Annotated in this window: 15 protein-coding genes; 6 read left to right on the forward strand and 9 right to left on the reverse strand. The window is 51.8% G+C overall.

Annotated features, from left to right (window positions below; translation table 11 throughout):
• Positions 1 to 18 precede the first annotated feature (18 nt).
• On the forward strand, positions 19 to 1,584 hold the full coding sequence (gene ggt / locus Q397_RS0108200) for a gamma-glutamyltransferase (RefSeq protein WP_028879007.1): 1,566 nt from the start codon (positions 19 to 21) through the stop codon (positions 1,582 to 1,584).
• 173 nt (positions 1,585 to 1,757) lie between these two features.
• Entirely contained in the window at positions 1,758 to 2,450 is a 693-nt protein-coding gene (locus Q397_RS0108205) for a Crp/Fnr family transcriptional regulator (RefSeq protein ID WP_028879008.1), read from the forward strand.
• Positions 2,451 to 2,856: 406 nt separating this feature from the next.
• Here the strand turns inward: Q397_RS0108205 and Q397_RS0108210 are convergent, their stop codons facing one another.
• Positions 2,857 to 3,711 carry a DMT family transporter gene (locus Q397_RS0108210; protein ID WP_205618810.1) on the reverse strand — a complete coding sequence of 285 codons (855 nt, stop codon included), beginning with the start codon at positions 3,709 to 3,711 and terminating at the stop codon, positions 2,857 to 2,859.
• A gap of 147 nt (positions 3,712 to 3,858) precedes the next feature.
• On the opposite strand from Q397_RS0108210, the gene Q397_RS21635 reads away from it, so the two are divergent.
• Both Q397_RS21635 and Q397_RS24010 read left to right on the forward strand, forming a co-directional pair.
• A complete protein-coding gene (locus Q397_RS21635) occupies positions 3,859 to 4,431 on the forward strand; it encodes an HPP family protein (RefSeq protein ID WP_051609833.1) in 573 nt (190 codons plus the stop codon).
• 149 nt (positions 4,432 to 4,580) lie between these two features.
• On the forward strand, positions 4,581 to 5,006 hold the full coding sequence (locus tag Q397_RS24010) for a BLUF domain-containing protein (RefSeq protein WP_156950659.1): 426 nt from the start codon (positions 4,581 to 4,583) through the stop codon (positions 5,004 to 5,006).
• Positions 5,007 to 5,080: 74 nt separating this feature from the next.
• Here Q397_RS24010 and amaB read toward each other — a convergent pair whose 3' ends face one another.
• Together amaB and Q397_RS0108230 are read right to left on the reverse strand one after the other, a co-directional pair.
• On the reverse strand, positions 5,081 to 6,583 hold the full coding sequence (amaB, locus tag Q397_RS0108225; protein ID WP_028879010.1) for an L-piperidine-6-carboxylate dehydrogenase: 1,503 nt from the start codon (positions 6,581 to 6,583) through the stop codon (positions 5,081 to 5,083).
• Between the two features lie 120 nt (positions 6,584 to 6,703).
• Positions 6,704 to 7,588, reverse strand: coding sequence for a LysR substrate-binding domain-containing protein (locus Q397_RS0108230; protein ID WP_038013173.1), 885 nt, complete (start codon positions 7,586 to 7,588; stop codon positions 6,704 to 6,706).
• 154 nt (positions 7,589 to 7,742) lie between these two features.
• Between Q397_RS0108230 and hglS the strand changes: the two genes are divergently transcribed.
• Both hglS and Q397_RS0108240 read left to right on the forward strand, forming a co-directional pair.
• Entirely contained in the window at positions 7,743 to 9,092 is a 1,350-nt protein-coding gene (gene hglS / locus Q397_RS0108235; RefSeq protein WP_028879012.1) for a 2-oxoadipate dioxygenase/decarboxylase HglS, read from the forward strand.
• Positions 9,093 to 9,101: 9 nt separating this feature from the next.
• Positions 9,102 to 10,376, forward strand: a complete 1,275-nt coding sequence (locus tag Q397_RS0108240) for an NAD(P)/FAD-dependent oxidoreductase (RefSeq protein WP_028879013.1) — start codon at positions 9,102 to 9,104, stop codon at positions 10,374 to 10,376.
• Between the two features lie 6 nt (positions 10,377 to 10,382).
• Here the strand turns inward: Q397_RS0108240 and Q397_RS21645 are convergent, their stop codons facing one another.
• From Q397_RS21645 to Q397_RS0108270, 6 genes are all read right to left on the reverse strand, one after another.
• The gene (locus Q397_RS21645) at positions 10,383 to 11,381 is read right to left on the reverse strand and encodes a hypothetical protein (RefSeq protein ID WP_156950660.1); all 999 of its coding nucleotides are present in this window, start codon (positions 11,379 to 11,381) and stop codon (positions 10,383 to 10,385) included.
• Between the two features lie 170 nt (positions 11,382 to 11,551).
• The gene (gene gap, locus Q397_RS0108250; protein WP_028879014.1) at positions 11,552 to 12,562 is read right to left on the reverse strand and encodes a type I glyceraldehyde-3-phosphate dehydrogenase; all 1,011 of its coding nucleotides are present in this window, start codon (positions 12,560 to 12,562) and stop codon (positions 11,552 to 11,554) included.
• 171 nt (positions 12,563 to 12,733) lie between these two features.
• Positions 12,734 to 13,828: a carbohydrate kinase family protein gene (locus tag Q397_RS21650; protein WP_051609835.1), complete on the reverse strand. Its 1,095-nt coding sequence runs from the start codon at positions 13,826 to 13,828 to the stop codon at positions 12,734 to 12,736.
• 15 nt (positions 13,829 to 13,843) lie between these two features.
• The gene (locus Q397_RS0108260) at positions 13,844 to 14,311 is read right to left on the reverse strand and encodes a methylglyoxal synthase (RefSeq protein ID WP_028879015.1); all 468 of its coding nucleotides are present in this window, start codon (positions 14,309 to 14,311) and stop codon (positions 13,844 to 13,846) included.
• A 90-nt stretch (positions 14,312 to 14,401) separates the two neighbouring features.
• Positions 14,402 to 15,901 (reverse strand): glycerol kinase GlpK, encoded by a 1,500-nt coding sequence (glpK, locus tag Q397_RS0108265; protein WP_028879016.1) that lies wholly within the window; start codon positions 15,899 to 15,901, stop codon positions 14,402 to 14,404.
• A gap of 147 nt (positions 15,902 to 16,048) precedes the next feature.
• Positions 16,049 to 17,767: an ABC transporter substrate-binding protein gene (locus Q397_RS0108270; RefSeq protein WP_028879017.1), complete on the reverse strand. Its 1,719-nt coding sequence runs from the start codon at positions 17,765 to 17,767 to the stop codon at positions 16,049 to 16,051.
• Between the last annotated feature and the right edge of the window lie 47 nt (positions 17,768 to 17,814).

The following is a 17,814-nucleotide window of genomic DNA, read 5'->3' on the forward strand; positions in this document are numbered from 1 at the left end:
AACATTAGGTAGGGGAGTATGGGGAAAACAACCGGAGCCATCGCCGCAGGGCATACAGAAACTGCCCGTGCCGGCGCACGTATGTTTGAAGAAGGCGGCAATGCCTTTGATGCCATCCTCGCCGCGGCCTGCGCTTCCTGCGTGAGTGAACCTGTTCTCTCTTCCCTTGGTGGCGGCGGTTTTCTCCTCGCTCATCAGGCGGACCATGATCCGGTCCTCTATGATTTTTTCACCCAGACCCCAAAACAGCGCCGCACAGACAGCCAATTTTATCCCATTACCGCAGATTTTGGCACCGTTACCCAAGATTTTCACATCGGGCGCGGGTCCATTGCCACACCGGGGGTGATCAAAGGGGTGTTTGAGGCCTACGCCGACCTTGCCAGCCTGCCTATGGATGTTATCATGGCCCCGGCGATTGAGCTGGCACGCGACGGTTTGCGCGTCAACGCCATGCAAGCATCCCTGTTTGATATTGTCGAAGCAATCTACACCGCCTCCCCCGAAAGTCGCAGGCTTTATCAAAGTCAGCGTTTCAGTGATAAGCTGCTGCGTGACGGGGAATGGCAGACAAACACCGACATGGCCCAAACCTTCCAAGCCCTTGCCGCAGAAGGCAGTGATTTATTTTATAAAGGCGAGATCGCTGACCTGATTGCCACGGACTGTCTGGAAAAAGGCGGGCACCTGACGACAAATGATCTGGCAAGCTACCGTGTGGAAAAACGCAAACCTTTGCGGGTCGATTACGGGCGCTCGCACTTTTACACCAACCCTGCCCCCTCCACAGGCGGCCTGCTGATTGCCTTCGCCCTTGAACTCATCAAGCAAGCGGGTTTTCGCAACCTTGCCTTTGGGTCAAAAGACCACGTGGAACGCCTCAGCCAGATCATGGCCCTGACCAATATGGCACGCATTGATGCAGCCTTGATTGACGGGGCAGAACAGGCCCAGCTTAAAATGTTGGATCAAACCTACCTGCAAACCTATCGCGCCCAAATCATGAACCGCCCCAAAGCCTTGCGCGGCACCACCCATATCAGTGCGATTGACAACAATGGCAACGCCGCCAGCATGACGCTTTCCAACGGTGAAGGCTGCGGTTTTATCTTGGGCAAGACAGGCATCATGCTCAACAATATGTTGGGGGAGGAAGATATCAACCCGCATGGCTTCAACCAATGGCCCGAAGATACGCGCATGTGCTCCATGATGTCACCGACCCTGTTGTTGCGTGATGACGGCATCAATGTCGCGCTTGGCTCTGGTGGGTCAAACCGGATCAGGACCGCTGTTTTGCAAGTTCTGGTCAATCTGTTGGAATTTGACATGAATTTGGAACAAGCGGTAAACGCCCCACGCATGCATTATGAACGCGGATTGTTAAATCTGGAGCCGGGCTTCAGTGCCGATGCGTTACGGGCCTTGAAGGATCATGTCCCCGACCATAAAATTTGGGATAAACAAAACCTGTTTTTTGGCGGTGTGCATAGTGTGCGATCCAATATTCATACAGGACGGTTTGATGGCGTCGGCGATCAACGTCGGGGCGGAGCCGCAATCATTGTGGATGAAAGCCTGTAAGTAAGGGGGCATGATCCAAGGTATTTTCCATAAGTTTTTCTAATGCACCTACAGCCGCAGTTTTATCGAATCGCAACCGAATCAAATTTGAATCGCTTTCGATTCAATCGACTATTGCGCTTAGGTTTAATTCCTTGCACAATATACAAAATTTTGACCAATGGGATAATCACGTGAGCGTACAACACACCTTAAGAAACATCATGCTGCTGGATGGTCTACCGGACGAAGTGGTAGATCAACTGAACAAGCAATGCCGCTGGAAATGGTATGATACCAATGAACAGATCATTGACCGTCAGGGCGAAAGCACCGATGTCTTTTTCATCGTGGATGGACGTGTGCGCATTGTCATCTACACCGTCGGCGGCAAAGAAATCACGCTTGATGACTTCACCGAAGGCAAACAGTTTGGCGAAATGGCGGCCATTGACGGCCTGCCCAGATCTGCCAGTGTCATGGCGATCCAAAAGTCACTGCTGGCTGCCATGCCGCAATCGCGCTTCATGGCGCTCTTGACCGGACATCCGGTGGTTGCCGAACGGGTACTGAGAAATATGGCCCTTATCATCCGTATCTCCAACGAACGGATCATGGACCTTTCCACCCTTGGTGCAGCAAACCGTGTCCATGCGGAAATTTTGCGTCAGGCGCGAAATAACATGACCGGCGACGATGAAGCCATCATCTCCCCTATTCCCATCCATGCCGATATTGGCTCTCGCATCAGTTCCACGCGTGAAACTGTCGCGCGCGTCATGAACGATCTTGCCCGCAAAGGCTTCGTTGAACGCCAAAAAGACGGGCTGGTTGTGCGTAACATCGACGAACTCAGCCAAATGGTTGAAGATGTTCGTGGCGACTAAATAGAACGTTACTTTTAATTTATTTTACCTGTGATTTACATCACAGACTTTAAATCCCGTTTCGGGCATCCTACCTTCATAGATAAGACATGGCATCACCGTCCGCCGACCCAACGGACAAATTGAAAAGCGTGATCGACCGTCTGCTAGAACTTTTTCATTCCCGAAACTCCCCTAAGCCATACACCTGTATGGCTTTTTTTTTATTTTTTTCAAAAAAATCACCCCCCTGTGACTCCCATCACATCCAACCAGACGTGAAACAGGGCATAGTCTTCTCATAGCCGGGACTGGTGCATCGGTTGACGATGTTAACGCGGCTATTATTTCTCACCAGTCCATTCGTTATCCCTCAAGAGTAAACTTATTACCCCGTAAGCGTTTGTCTTACGGGGTTTTTTTTCTATTATTTCCGCCGAAAAACCCGACCACCCAACACACCCAAACTAATACCACCCAGCACCAACAGGCAGGCGATCAGGCTTTTTAGGGTGACGGCTTCCCCCAAGATCATCACGCCCATAATCAGTGCAATCACGGGGACACTCAGTTGCGCCAAGGCGCCAATCATCGCACCCAGTTCCGGCAGGATTTTGTACCACAGCGCATAACCGAGGCCGGAGGTAATCCCACCGGACACAATCGCCAGCAAGACACCTTCCGGTGTTACCGCCGCTGTACCGGAAAAGAAAAACAAACAGACCAAGGCGATAGGTGAGGCATAGACAAAATTCCACGCCGTTGCGCCCAAGGGGTCCGTGACGCCCCGTCCAATCAGCGAATATATACCCCACCCCACCGCAGCAACGCCCATCAGCCCCAAGGCCCAAAAGTCCAGCACCAATTGATCAGACGGCCAGAACAACAGGACCAGTCCAGATAAAGACACCAACATCCCCAGCCATTTTGACAAAGCTACCCGTTCCCCACCAAGGACGCTGCCGGCAAACATGGTCAACTGTACACCACCAAACAAGACCAGCGCCCCCAGCCCCGCATCCAGTGACACATAGGCAAAGGAAAACCCCAACATATAAGCCGATAAACTAACCGCCGCAGGGACATTGACCACCACGGGACGCGGTACCCCTTTTTCGCGAAGGCTTAACAAAATCAGCAACATAACGCCACCAGACGCCAGCCGAAGGGCGGCAAATTCAGCAGCACCAATCTCACCGCCCGCCAAAGCCGCGCGGTTGAGCAAAGAGTTTGCGGCAAAAGCCACCATTGTTAAACAAGTCAGGAAAAACAGCTTCATCATCTGCACATGATAGCAAGACCTGACAAACCTGCAATCCGTCCCTTCTCTTCCCCACGATAAAAATCACTTGAACATTCGTGATCGACCTGCCAAAAATTAGTCCTAAAGTTTTATTTTTCATCTTTTAGTTTGATTGAGGAGCACGCCGTGGAAACACCAGAAGACCAACCCATATCCGCGGATGCAACCACGCTCCCCCTCACAGAAAAAAGAAGGTTTGAGCGGCTGAAGTCGGTCTACTGGTCCATGATCAGTTCCAGTCTTGCGATCCTGATCTTGTCCCAACTCAACAACATCCCGTACCTTGCAGCAGACGCGCCTTTGATTATCGGGGCGTTCGGGGCATCGGCGGTCTTGCTTTTCGCCTGTCCACAAAGCCCCTATGCGCATCCGTACAACGTCATTGTCGGGCATTTTCTATGCGCCATCATCGGGGTGAGCGCTTTTCAACTGGTCGGGGACGTCAACAGCCTGTCCATGATCCTTGCGGTATCGGTTGCAATCGGCACCATGCAACTGACCCACAGCCTCCATCCACCGGGCGGGGCGACAGCCTTGATCGCGGTGATCGGGTCTGAACAAATTCATCAGTTGGGCTATGGATACGTTCTCTCCCCTGTCGGGATCGGGATTGCTATTTTAATCGGTGTCGCCTACGTGACCAACAATCTGCCCAAAAAAGGAAAGTGGCCTGAAAAATGGCTCCCGTTCGAAAAATAGGTTAAAACAAAAGCTTACCCTCTCTCTCACGGCCTCCAGTGACACCAAGCTGATTTAACCTTCAAGAACGCTGAATACCCCTGTGCGGCTGCCCTCAAAGGTGATAAGTGTGAGTTTACACATTATAACTTTATCGGCGGTTCCCCATCTTGCTCCATCAACTCATCTATACCTCCCAATCTATGCCGCTTGACCCCGATGCTATTCACAGCATTCTCGTCAGCGCTCATAAGAATAATGACGAGTTTGGTATTACGGGCGTCCTTGTGCTGATTGACAACACATTCATCCAAGTGTTGGAAGGCTCAGAAGAAGCCATAACTAATCTCTTTGAAATCATCCAAGCCGACAGGCGTCATCAAAACGTCCAACAATTGAGTATACAGCCCATTGAAGAACGGGCCTTCCCCAACTGGACCATGGGATATCTGGACAAAACGCCAAAGATTATCCAGACCATGTTGCATGACCATCAGGCGGGTGAAGATTTAAGCGCCACGCTCAAGACCCTGGCAGCAGATCACAAATGGATCGGCGACTTTATTCTAGATTGTCAAAAAGAGCTCAGCCAATAGGCAAAAAATAACCGGAGGAAACATCACGCTTCCTCCGGCCCCTAACCAAAACCAATTTTTATATTTTTTATGGTTTAGTCAATGTTGAATTCCACGCCCTGTGCCAGTGGCAACTCGCGGGAATAGTTGATCGTATTCGTCTGACGGCGCATATAGCCTTTCCAAGCGTCAGAACCAGACTCGCGACCCCCGCCGGTTTCTTTCTCACCACCAAAGGCGCCGCCGATCTCTGCACCACTTGGACCGATGTTGACATTGGCAATCCCGCAATCAGACCCCGCAGCGGACAAGAACGTCTCTGTTTCGCGCACATCTGTTGAGAAGATACAGGAAGACAAACCTTGCGGCACATCGTTCTGCAAGGCGATTGCTTCTTCCACGTCACCTTCATACGTCACGACGTACAGGATCGGGGCGAATGTCTCGTCTTTTACAACAGCGGTTTGTGCTGGCATTTCAACAACAGCGGGCTGAACGTAATAGCCCTGTGCTGCGCCTGTGTCTTTGCGCTCCCCACCAAAGACCTCGCCACCTTCTGCTTTGGCTTGGGCCAAGGCGTTTTGCATGGCATTAAAAGAGTCTTCATCGATCAGCGGTCCGACCAGATTTTCCGTCTTCAAAGGATCACCGATGGAAACGCTGGCGTACGCCTTCTTCACCTTCGGCAACAACGCGTCTTTTACATCCTTATGGACGATCAGGCGGCGCAATGTCGTACACCGCTGACCAGCCGTCCCAACTGCGGAGAACAAGATGGCACGAACGGCCATATCAAGGTCCGCAGACGGTGTCACGATCATGGCGTTATTGCCGCCCAGCTCAAGGATAGAACGACCAAAGCGTTGCGCCACTTTTGGCCCGACAATACGGCCCATACGGGTAGAGCCTGTGGCGCTGATGACGGGTACGTCTTTGCTATCCACCATCACTTCGCCGATCTCGCGACCACCGATAGCAACCTGTACCAGATTTGCTGGTGCCGCACCAAAGCGCGCCAACGCACGATCCATAATCTTTTTACAGGCCAGTGCTGTCAGCGGTGTTTTTTCAGACGGTTTCCAGATCACCGGGTTACCGCAGACCAGTGCCAACGCTGTGTTCCACGCCCAAACAGCCACCGGGAAGTTAAAGGCGGAGATCACACCGACCGGACCAACCGGATGCCATGTTTCACGCATGGAATGACCGGGGCGTTCAGACGCAATCGTCAAGCCGTAAAGCTGACGTGACTGACCGACAGCAAAGTCACAAATGTCGATCATCTCTTGGACTTCGCCCAAACCTTCTGTGTAAATCTTGCCGCATTCCAGCGTCACCAGCTTACCTAGGTCATCTTTGGAGGCACGCAGCTCTTCCCCAAACAGACGCACCAACTCACCACGTTGGGGGGCCGGCACGGTCTTCCACGCGTTAAAGGCCGTTTTCGCCTGCTGGATCATGGCCTGCATGTCCGCTTCGCTATGTTCAGAAACGCTGGCAATTTTCGCCCCATCAATCGGTGTAAACACATCCAGCGTGCCGTTTGTGTATTCCTTTTCCTCAAGGCCGATTTTTGAAAAGATTTCAGTGTATGACATTTTTGTTCCTTCTACTTTAAAGCGGATCAAATCCTGTTTGGTTTCTTACCTTCATAAAGACACGACATAGAGGATCATTTCAAACGATCATCCGTCAAACAAATATTACAGTTGGTAATATTAACGGGCATTGGCGATCAACCAATCCCTAAACAACGCGACCGGCTGGTAATCCACCTTCTGGGACGGCACGACAATGTAATAGGATGATGAACTTTTACACGCCCCTTCCTTCAGGGCATTCAACGCGCCGCTTGCCAGTTCTTTCTCTACAAACATCTCCGGGATCAGGGCGACTCCAAGACTTGCCGAGGCGGCCCGCGCAATGGAAGAAAAATGTTCAAACAAGATCCCTTGGGAGGCAGAAACGTTGATCCCGTTTAAATGGAAAAAACGGCTCCAGTGATCTTTACGGGTGGACAGATGCAACAAGGGGGCTTTGACCAGATCTTCCAGCGTTTCAATGCCATACTTTTCCTGCAACTCGGGGGAAAAGACGGGGATCACGGTTTCATCCATCAGAAAAAAGCATTCCGCATTCGGCCAGTCCGGCTGACCATAATGTATTGCAAGATCAACGTCTTCTTCGTTCATATCAAAATAGGTGATGTAGTTTTTAAAGGTGATATTGACGTCCGGATTCTCCTCCACAAAGCCGGACAGGCGCGGCACCAGCCAGCGCGACCCGAAGGTGGGCAAGACTCCTAAATGAAGCTCCCGCCCCTGACTGCTGGTCAACAGATCAAAGGTGGAACTGCGAATAATCCCAAGGGCGGCTGCAATCTCTTTGGCATATTGCGCGCCTTTGTGGGTCAATTGCACCTGATGGCCTACACGGTCAAAAAGCTTGATATCCAGCTGGTCTTCAAGGGCGCGAATTTGGCGACTGATCGCCCCTTGGGTGAGGTTTTGTTCAATCGCTGCTTTCGAGAAACTTTTCAGCCGCGCCGCAGATTCAAACGCGCTTAACATACTGATGGATGGCAACAAACGACGTTGGTTCATTTTAATTGACCTACAACCTTTCTCCTGCGCATTCTCGATGCGGGAGATATCCTAAACTCATGATTTTTTGTAATACATGAGTGAGAGTTAGTCGATTTAAATCCGTATATTTTTGTCGTAGTTTGCTGGAAAATACTAACTTGAAAGGTCTAAAATGCCCAACGCCCGCCCAAGCGCCGCCGATTTGCTGCGTCAAAAGTTCTCCCGACAAATGTCTGTTATGTATTGTCAGGAAGTGCCGGATTATCAAAAAGCCGTGGATTTGGTTAAACAAGTCAACGCCGATGTCGCTGCTGACAATGCGCAAAACCTTGATCTTGAAGCCCTAAGCGAAGAACGTCATGGCGCGATCCGGCTGGGTAAAGCGTCTGAACTTTCCATGATGCGCCGCCTGTTTGCAGTGCTCGGCATGTATCCGGTGGGATATTACGATTTAAGTGTTGCGGGTATTCCGGTTCATTCCACCGCCTTTCGCCCCATTTCAAACGACGCCATCGCCTTTTGCCCGTTCCGTATCTTCACCTCCCTGCTGCGGGTGGAGCTGATCGAGGATGCGGACTTGCGTGACAAAACAAATACCATCCTTGCAGAACGCAATGTCTTTTCCGACAAGCTGGTCGAGCTGCTGGAAAAGCAGGAAGCCACAGGCAGCCTAACCGAGCAAGAAGAAGATCAGTTTATTGAAGAACTGGTCAAAACCTTTAAATGGAACGATCAGGCCAACGTCAGCGCCGATGTCTATGAAGACCTGCACGATGCGCACCGCTTGATTGCTGATGTGGTGTCCTTTAAAGGCCCGCACATCAACCATTTGACGCCGCGCACCCTTGATATTGATGCGGTACAGGACAATATGGCAAAAGTCGGCCTCAACCCCAAAGCGGTTGTGGAAGGCCCGCCCCAGCGCGCTGTGCCGATTCTGCTGCGCCAAACCGCCTTTAAAGCCTTGGAAGAGGAAGTCTTTTTCCAGACCACGGATGGCAAATTGCAAGCCGGTGCCCACACTGCCCGCTTTGGGGAGATTGAACAACGCGGCGCGGCCCTGACCCCAAAAGGTCAAGCCCTGTATGATGAATTACTCAACAAGACACGCGCGATCATTACGCCTAAAGCGGACGGGTCCAACGTTGATGCCTATATTGCTGAACTCCACAAGGTCTTTCAGGATTTCCCCGATGACTTGAACGAGCTGCGCGCCCAAGGCCTGATCTATTGCCATTACCAACACGCCAATGGCAACACGGCCCCGGTGGACAAAAGCGACGCTGCCGCCCTTGAAAGCCTGATCCAGCAGGGGGCCATCACCTTTAGCCCGATCACCTATGAAGACTTCTTGCCTGTGAGCGCGGCTGGAATTTTCCAATCCAATCTGGGCAATAGCCAAAACCAACAAAGCCTAAACGATGCCAACCAAGCTGACTTCGAAAAAGCTTTGGGCGCACCTGTAAACGACCTTCACGCCTTATACGCAACCATGCAGGATCAATCCTTGCAATCGCTATAGAGTCTCGCCATGACACATTTCGTCCAAAAAAACCTCTGGGAAGATACCTGTCCAAACCGTCTGGAACGCCCCGCGCTGTCACAAAATGTGACCTGTGATGTGGCGATTATCGGCGGCGGTTTTACGGGTCTATCCGCAGCCTTACATCTGGCAAAGCAGGGTAAAAAGGTCACTCTGCTGGAAGCCCGAACGTTTGGCTATGGGGGAAGCGGGCGAAATGTGGGCTTGGTGAATGCGGGTCTCTGGCTCAAACCCTACGAGATTATCGACCGGATCGGTCAGGATCAGGGGACAGCTTTGATCAAATATCTAAGCGACGCCCCTGCCACGGTCTATGATCTGATCAATGAATATGACATTGAATGCGAAAGTAAAAAGATCGGTACGCTCCATTGCACAGCCGATGACAAAGGAGAAAAAGACCTGAAAGAGCGCCGGGCACAATGGGCCGATTTCGGGGTCAGTCTTGATTTGTTAAACGCAAGCGAAACCCAAGCCCTGACAGGCACAAGCGAATATCATACCGCCCTACATGATATGCGCGCAGGCACAGTGCAGCCCCTTGCCTATGCCCACGGCCTTGCCCGCGCCGCCCTTCAAGAAGGGGCCGACCTTTACGAACAGAGCGAAGTCACAAACGTTCAAAGTCAAAACGGCAAATGGACCTTACGTACAGACAAAGGCAGTGTCATCGCAGATAAAGTCATTAGCGTCACCGGTGGCTATAACGCGCGCCAGACCGACTGGATCGCACCGGACACAAGCTCACTTTATTATTTCCAACTGGCGACAGAACCTTTGACGCAAGAACAACTGACCTATGTTCTGCCCCAAAAACATTCCCTGTGGGATACGAAATCGGTGCTGACCTCTTTCCGTTTAAATGACGAAGGTCGCTTGATCATCGGCAGTGTTGGCAAGCTGGATCATATCCTATCGTGCGCACATCAACGTTGGGCAAAGCGTAAAATAAAGGCGGTCTACCCCATCGTCAAAGACCCGACTTTTACCCACGAATGGTATGGGCGTATTGCCATGACAAGCAACAACATCCCGCGGATCTCCGAACCCAACCCCAACTGGCTGACCATCTGGGGCTACAACGGGCGCGGCATTGCACCGGGCACGGCCTTTGGTCGCACACTGGCACAAATCGCCATTGACGGCGATCACGGCCACTCGCCACTCACCTTTGGTGGGCTAAAGAAAGATGCCTTCACAGGTGTTCAAAGCCTTGCAATTGAAACCGGTGCCAGCCTGTATCACATGCTACCCAATAGTTAGTCAGGGTCAGACCGTAATATTCACCGATACGGAAACCGACACGGATGCAGCGACGCCGGATACATCAGGCATGGACGAAATTGATTGCAGGTCCCCGTCAATTGACTCGAGTTCCTTGCTGATATCCTTGTCCAATTCCTTGATTTCTTCTTCGTCGCCTCCCATTAATTTGGCAGTGCGCTTTGCTGTCTCCATAACAGACTTAAGCAGGTTAATGGCTTTACGGACTTCCGCGATAAATTCCTGATCCTGCTTACGTTCAGCATTCGCTTTTTGGCTCTCTTCAAATTTCTTTTCAGCAACCTCTTTAAACGAATTTTTCGCCTGCTCTGCTGCTGCTGTCTCAGCATTTGCAGTTTCCGCGCCTTCCGCTCCTTCTGCTTGTCCTTGCGCACCCGTTTGGCCCTCACCACCGGTACCCTGTTGGGGCACAGCCGTACTCACCTGCGCGCTCACCGCTGACGCGCCACCACTGGCAGCAGCTGCATCTGCGGATGCAGTCTCAGCCCCGGCAGCGACAGCAGAGGCAGCGGATGCCTCTTGTCCCGCACCGCCATCACCTTGCGCCCCTACGGAAACACCCCCAGGTGCTCCGCCGAGGCCCGTTGCGCCACCACCAGCAGAGGCATATTGCGATACAGCCGATTTCAGCTCCCGCGCCAATTGCTTGGCACGTCGCGCGGCGGCTTCCGGGTTGGACAAGGCCAACATCTTCAGCATCTGCAACTCTTGCTTAATTTCTTCGATCTTCTGGCGAGCCTCTGCCTTACGTCGGCTTGCAATCTTATCTTGCTCGGCCTTAAAGTCATACTGACGCGACTTCAGCTGCTCAAGCAGGTCTTGTGTCTGTTGCTGCTTTTTTTTCAGCTCTTCCGCTTTATCCGGGTCGTCTTTGGCAATCCTGTCGATAAGGGCATTGGACGCCGAATTCATCTGGCGACGCTGATCGGCTTGTCTATTCCTAAACATAACCGACGCGTCCAGCATTCTTGAAATACTGGTCATAGTCTATTCCTTCTGGATAACTTAAGAGATTCTTCCCTATTACTTGTAAGACTACACAAATAACCAAAAATTGTCTAGTTGTTTATTTACACACTCCAGGTGTATGTATTATCCTTTTATTTAAACCATTGAGGAAAAGGGCTCCTTTCTACAAGCAGCCCTTCCAAGAATTAAAACCCCGCTTTTGCCATAGCTGCCGCCGTATCGTGCATGCGGTTTGAAAAGCCCCATTCGTTGTCATACCACGACAAAACCCGAACCAACGTCCCCTCCATCACCGTTGTCTGCGTCATATCAAACGAAGATGAATTGGCGTTATGGTTAAAGTCAATGGACACCAGCGGTGCCTCATATGCGCCCAATATCCCGTTTAAGCGACCTGTTGCCGCTTGCTTCACAGCCGCATTAATTTCCGCAACAGTGGTTTCGCGTTCGGCTTCAAAAGTTAAATCCACCAAGGACACATTGGGTGTCGGCACCCGGATCGCAGACCCGTCAAGTTTACCCGCCAATGCCGGCAAGACAAGCCCAACCGCTTTAGCCGCCCCCGTCGATGTCGGGATCATGGAAACTGCCGCCGCACGCGCACGGCGCAAATCTTTATGCAAGGTATCAACCGTATTTTGATCCCCCGTATAAGAATGCACCGTGGTCATATAGCCTTTCTTGATCCCCACCGTTTTATGCAGCACATCTGCGACCGGGGCCAAACAGTTGGTCGTACAAGACGCGTTGGACACAACAAGATGATCTTTTATCAGGCTGTCATGATTTACGCCATAGACCACCGTGTTATCCACCTCTTTACCGGGCGCTGAGATCAAAACCTTTTTAGCCCCGGCCGTCAGGTGAGCAGACGCATCGACTTTAGAGACAAACAAGCCGGTACATTCATAGACAATATCGATATTCAACTCCGCCCATGGCAGTTCTGCCGGATTGCGAAGGGCTGTACAGGTGATCGCTTTATCATCGACGATGATAGCGGTTTCAGTTGCGCTGACATCTGATGCCAGCACGCCATGAACACTGTCATACTTGAGCAAATGAGCGTTGCTATCGACCGGACCCAGATCGTTGATCGCGACAACTTCAATATCATCGCGTCCGCTTTCAATCAACGCACGCAAACACAACCGACCAATGCGGCCAAAGCCGTTAATCGCAACACGTATAGACATTTTATTCTCCTTATTTGATCAAAAGTGGGTGAAGGTCGCCCACTACCCCGGCTCATTTGGGTGATACAAATTCGGCTATCCGAAAAATGCCCCTTGGAAGATCCGTCCCCCAAGGGGTTTAGTTTCCTGCAGTCGCACGACACGTACACACAGGGAGGCAAAACTGTACGTCTAGGCGTTTAAATCTTTCATTTGATAGGACTGCACTTTGGAACTGTCCATGGACAGCACACGTTTGTTAAGTGCTTCCATCGTCATCAAACCACTTTGGGTATCCAGTGATCCCGCAACCGCTGCCCCATTGACCGCCGCCATACTGAGCGCTGTCCAGATGGTCTTTTTCTGCACCAAAGCGGCAACGAAGGTTGCGTTAAACGCATCCCCCGCCCCAATGGTTGATTCCACCACACACGGCACCGACTTGCGGAAGTGGATCACATCTTTATTCGCCAGATAGGCCCCTTCCGCGCCATTGGTCACGATCAGATATTCACAGCCGATCTCGCTGACAAAATGGACCAGATCAGACAGTTTCATCTTGGCGCGATTTTCTCCGATACCATGCTTCAACAGTTCCGGTGCCTCACCGTCCATAAAGGCATCCACATCATGGACCGCCAACAGCCCTTCCGCGAGGGCCGCGGCCTCCTCCTGGTTGATGGCCAGCAGGTCAACATATTGCAAAGCTTCCAGTACTTGTTGGCGGCGGCGGCGCAATTGACGAATGCCGGGGTTAGCCGCCACATAAGCGCCCGCTTTTTTTGCCAACTCGACGATCTTGGGGAAGGCATCCGCGGATTGTGAACTGAGTGTGGAGACATAAACCAGATCGACCCCGTCAAACATATGCGGTTCAATCTCGCTGGCTTTCAGGCTGGTATTTGCCCCGCGATGGACAAAAATTCCGGCGTTGCGATCATGGGAAGACACGACAACGGATTTGCCCGTCTGTTCTTCCGGTGTCTTCATCACATAGCGGGTGTCGACCTTTTCCTGCGCCAAACGGGCGAGTACCCGATCGGCCTCCACGTCCGTGCCCAGTTTCAAAACACTCCGCACATCCATGCCCATGCGGGCCATGGCAACGGCTGCGTTACAGGCCCCCCCGCCAATATGGGTTTCAACGCGGGTGGCTTCGACTTTTTTGCCCTGCTCCATCATCAGATAGGAGTTTGTGGCATTTTTCATCGTTATACATTCAATATCCGCCGTGTCGATGGAGGTAATCACATCGATGGTCGCGCCACCTATTACCAATGCCTTCATAGTTGATACTCCTGTTCAGGTTTCTGTCAGTTCGCGGTTGAGATACGAGGTCCAGTTGGCGATCCGCCCGTCAAAAGAGCGATGGGCAAGATCGGCAAAATCGGGGCTGGAAATCAGCAAGTCCGCCGTTGCCGGATTACACGCCAGCGGCACATCATAAAGGGTCGTTAGACGCACCAAGGCTTTGACGTCCACGTCATGGGGCTGCGCCGTCATCGGGTCTTGAAAGAACACAAGCAAATCCAGTTTGCCTTCGCAAATCATGGCACCCAGCTGTTGATCCCCGCCCAACGGGCCGGATTGCAGGGCTGTAATATGTAAATCGCCATGGGCCATGCGTAAGGCTTTAGTTGTTGTGCCGGTGGCAAAAAAGCAATAGCCCAACAATGTTTCTTTATTGCGGCTGACCCAATCGACCAACGTCTGTTTCATGGCATCATGAGCGACCAGACCAATGGATAAAGGTCGCGGCTGGCTAGTCATGCGCGGGTTCCTTTAGGCAAAGCGGTAGCGTTCAGAAAGATCAGCATCATTCCTCCATACACTCAATTTAAGGGTCGTCAGATCAGGGGATCACTCGGCCTGTGACAAGGTCCGTGAAATACAATCACGCCAACGCGCGTATTTTGTTTCCCTGACGTCTTCACTCATTTGTGGGGCGAAGCGATGTTCCAGCGCCCACAGTTTCGCAAATTCCTCCGGCTCCGGCAGGACCCCTGCATGCAGGCCCGCCATATAGGCAGCGCCCACGGCTGTTGTCTCCAAGATCGTCGGACGATCCACGGGTGCGCCGATGATATCTGCCAAAAACTGCATGGCCCAATTGGACGCCGTCATGCCGCCATCTACGCGCAAGATGGTTTCTTGCCCGTTGACGTCCTGCCAATCTTCATGCATGGCTTCCAGCAAATCGCGGGTCTGATAGCCGACACTTTCAAGGGCAACGCGGGCAAATTCCGCCGGGCCAGTGTTGCGTGTGATGCCATAAATCGCCCCGCGTGCATGGGCATCCCAATAAGGCGCGCCAAGGCCGGTAAAGGCGGGGACAATGATCAGATCTTGAGTGTCATCGGCCTGTTCTGCCAAGGCTTGGGTCTGGGCCGCATCATCAATAATCTTAAGCCCATCGCGCAACCATTGCACCACAGCCCCTGCAATAAAGATGGAGCCTTCCAACGCATAGCTTGGTTTGCCGTTGATCTGGTAAGCCACGGTTGTCAGCAAACGATTTTTGGATCGCACGATCTCTTCACCCGTATTGAGCAAGGCAAAACAGCCCGTGCCGTAGGTGGACTTCATCATCCCCGGTTTAAAGCAGGCCTGACCGACAGCCGCGCTTTGTTGATCCCCGATGGCCCCGCCTATGGCAATCGATGCGCCAAAATAGGACGCATCGATTTGCCCGTAATCAGCAGAACTGTCTTTGACTTCCGGTAAAAGGGTTGCTGGGACGTCCAACATTGTTAAGAGGTCTTGGTCCCAGCAACCACGCCGGATATCGTACATCATGGTGCGCGACGCATTTGTTGCATCGGTCGCATGAACTTTGCCATTGGTTAAGCGCCAGATCAGCCATGTCTCAACGGTGCCGAACATCAGCTCCCCCGCCTCGGCCTTTTCTCGCACGCCGTCTACATTCTGTAATACCCAACGCACCTTGTTGCCGCTGAAGTAAGAATCGATCAACAGGCCGGTTTTTTCCATGACCATTTCTTCATGGCCTTGGGCTTTCAACTCCGCACAAATGGCAGCGGCACGGCGATCCTGCCAGACAATCGCATTGTGGACGGGCTTACCTGTTTTGCGATCCCACAACACTGTGGTTTCACGTTGGTTGGTAATGCCTGCGCTCGCAATCTGGTCCGCTGTCAGATTTGCTTTTTCCAAGGCCTCGCGGCACGTCGACACGGTGGTTGTAAACAAATCTTCCGGGTCATGTTCAACCCAGCCGGATTTTGGGAAATGTTGGTCAAAATCCTGTTGGGACACAGACACGATCTGCAAATCTGAATCAAAGACAATTGCCCGCGTTGAGGTCGTGCCTTGGTCAATTGCCAGAATATACTTTTTCATGTCCCTGTGTCCTGACGTTAAAACTCAATTAATTGAGGTATTTTATATAAAAATGAATAACTTAAAAATAGATTAGATCCGCGACGGGTGGCACACAAATGAGCCGGAAATGTGCCACCACGCCCACGGGTGACAGAAGCTTAGAGGTTACTTCTGCCAGGATTTGATCAGCTCGTCATAGTCAACAGTGACAGGTGTCGGCTTCTCGTTGTCCAGTTTCGGCTTCGGAGAACCCGGCTGAGACAACCAATACTCACGAGATTTTTTCTCGTTCAGTTTCGGACCGATATCGCCCTGCACGCCTGCACGTTCCAGACGAGACAACACTTTATCCTGTGCTTCAGCCAAAGCATCCATTGCTTCTTGCGGTGTTTTCTGACCGGAAGACGCGTCACCGATATTTTGCCACCACAGTTGTGCCATCTTCGGATAATCCGGGATGTTTGTCCCTGTCGGGGACCACTGAACACGTGCCGGTGAACGATAGAATTCAACCAGACCACCCAGTTCAGGGGCACGTTTTGTGAAGGACTCATGGTTGATGTCTGTGTCACGGATGAAGGTCAGACCCACGTGGGACTTCTTCAGGGATACCGTTTTAGACACAACAAACTGTGCATAGAGCCAAGCTGCTTTCGCACGTTCTGTCGGGGTGGACTTCATCAGCGTCCAAGACCCAGCGTCCTGATAGCCAAGCTTCTGGCCTTCTTCCCAGTACGCACCCTTCGGGGACGGGGCCATACGCCATTTTGGTGTGCCATCTGCGTTTACAACCGGCAGACCTTCTTTCACCATGTCAGCGGTGAAAGCTGTGTACCAGAAGATTTGCTGAGCAACGTTACCCTGTGCCGGTACCGGCCCCGCTTCAGAGAACACCATACCTGCAGCAGACGGTGGTGCATATTTTTTCAACCAATCCACATATTTGGTGACGGAATAAACAGCAGCCGGACCGTTGGTCGCGCCGCCACGTTCAACGGAAGACCCAACCGGACGGCTGTTTTCGTCTACACGAACGCCCCATTCATCAACCGGCAGACCGTTCGGTTCGCCTTTGTCGCCCGCACCTGCCATGGACAGCCACGCATCGGTGAAACGCCACCCCAAAGACGGGTCTTTCTTACCGTAATCCATGTGACCATAGACGGTTTGACCGTCGATTTCTTTGATATCGTTGGTAAAGAACTCAGCGATATCTTCATAAGCAGACCAGTTGACCGGAACACCAAGGTCATAGCCATATTTCGCTTTAAATTTCGCTTTAATGTCCGGGTTTGTGAACCAGTCGTAACGGAACCAATAGAGGTTCGCAAACTGCTGCGTCGGCAACTGATACAGTTTACCATCCGGGCCAGTTGTAAAGGATTTGCCGATAAAGTCGTCAATGTCCAACATCGGGTTGGTCACGTCTTTACCTTCACCCGCCATCCAGTCTGTCAGGTTGCGCACTTGCTGATAGCGCCAATGTGTCCCGATCAAATCTGAATCGTTGACGTACGCGTCATAAATATTTTTGCCGGACTGCATTTGTGTTTGCAGCTTTTCAACCACATCACCTTCACCGATCAGGTCATGGGTGATTTTGATGCCTGTGATTTCCGTAAAGGCTTTTGCCAATGTCTTGGCTTCATATTCGTGTGTCGCAATGGTTTCGGACACAACGTTGATTTCCATGCCTTTGTACGGTTCTGCCGCTTTGATAAACCAATCCATTTCCTTCAGCTGGTCATCTTGGGACAAGGACGACGGCTGGAATTCTTCCGCCACCCATTTTTTGGCTTCATCCATACCGGCAAATGCCGGTGATGATGCCAAGCCTGCCAGAATTGCGGCTGTCGCAACTCTAAAAGCGAGTCTTTTTTTCATTAGGATATACCTCCACTGTTTTACATTTATTCTGTGATTAATCGTTC

This window comes from Terasakiella pusilla DSM 6293, assembly GCF_000688235.1.
Classification (GTDB): Bacteria; Pseudomonadota; Alphaproteobacteria; order Rhodospirillales; family Terasakiellaceae; genus Terasakiella; species Terasakiella pusilla.

What these genes read in the sequence shown, in the direction of transcription:
- Q397_RS0108240 (WP_028879013.1), top strand. Translation starts at nt 9,102, where the DNA reads ATGACACATTTCGTCCAAAAAAACCTCTGGGAAGATACCTGTCCAAAC.
- Q397_RS0108270 (WP_028879017.1), bottom strand. Translation starts at nt 17,767, where the DNA reads ATGAAAAAAAGACTCGCTTTTAGAGTTGCGACAGCCGCAATTCTGGCA.
- glpK (WP_028879016.1), bottom strand. Translation starts at nt 15,901, where the DNA reads ATGAAAAAGTATATTCTGGCAATTGACCAAGGCACGACCTCAACGCGG.
- Q397_RS0108260 (WP_028879015.1), bottom strand. Translation starts at nt 14,311, where the DNA reads ATGACTAGCCAGCCGCGACCTTTATCCATTGGTCTGGTCGCTCATGAT.
- Q397_RS21645 (WP_156950660.1), bottom strand. Translation starts at nt 11,381, where the DNA reads ATGACCAGTATTTCAAGAATGCTGGACGCGTCGGTTATGTTTAGGAAT.
- ggt (WP_028879007.1), top strand. Translation starts at nt 19, where the DNA reads ATGGGGAAAACAACCGGAGCCATCGCCGCAGGGCATACAGAAACTGCC.
- hglS (WP_028879012.1), top strand. Translation starts at nt 7,743, where the DNA reads ATGCCCAACGCCCGCCCAAGCGCCGCCGATTTGCTGCGTCAAAAGTTC.
- Q397_RS0108210 (WP_205618810.1), bottom strand. Translation starts at nt 3,711, where the DNA reads ATGATGAAGCTGTTTTTCCTGACTTGTTTAACAATGGTGGCTTTTGCC.
- gap (WP_028879014.1), bottom strand. Translation starts at nt 12,562, where the DNA reads ATGTCTATACGTGTTGCGATTAACGGCTTTGGCCGCATTGGTCGGTTG.
- Q397_RS21650 (WP_051609835.1), bottom strand. Translation starts at nt 13,828, where the DNA reads ATGAAGGCATTGGTAATAGGTGGCGCGACCATCGATGTGATTACCTCC.
- amaB (WP_028879010.1), bottom strand. Translation starts at nt 6,583, where the DNA reads ATGTCATACACTGAAATCTTTTCAAAAATCGGCCTTGAGGAAAAGGAA.
- Q397_RS0108230 (WP_038013173.1), bottom strand. Translation starts at nt 7,588, where the DNA reads ATGAACCAACGTCGTTTGTTGCCATCCATCAGTATGTTAAGCGCGTTT.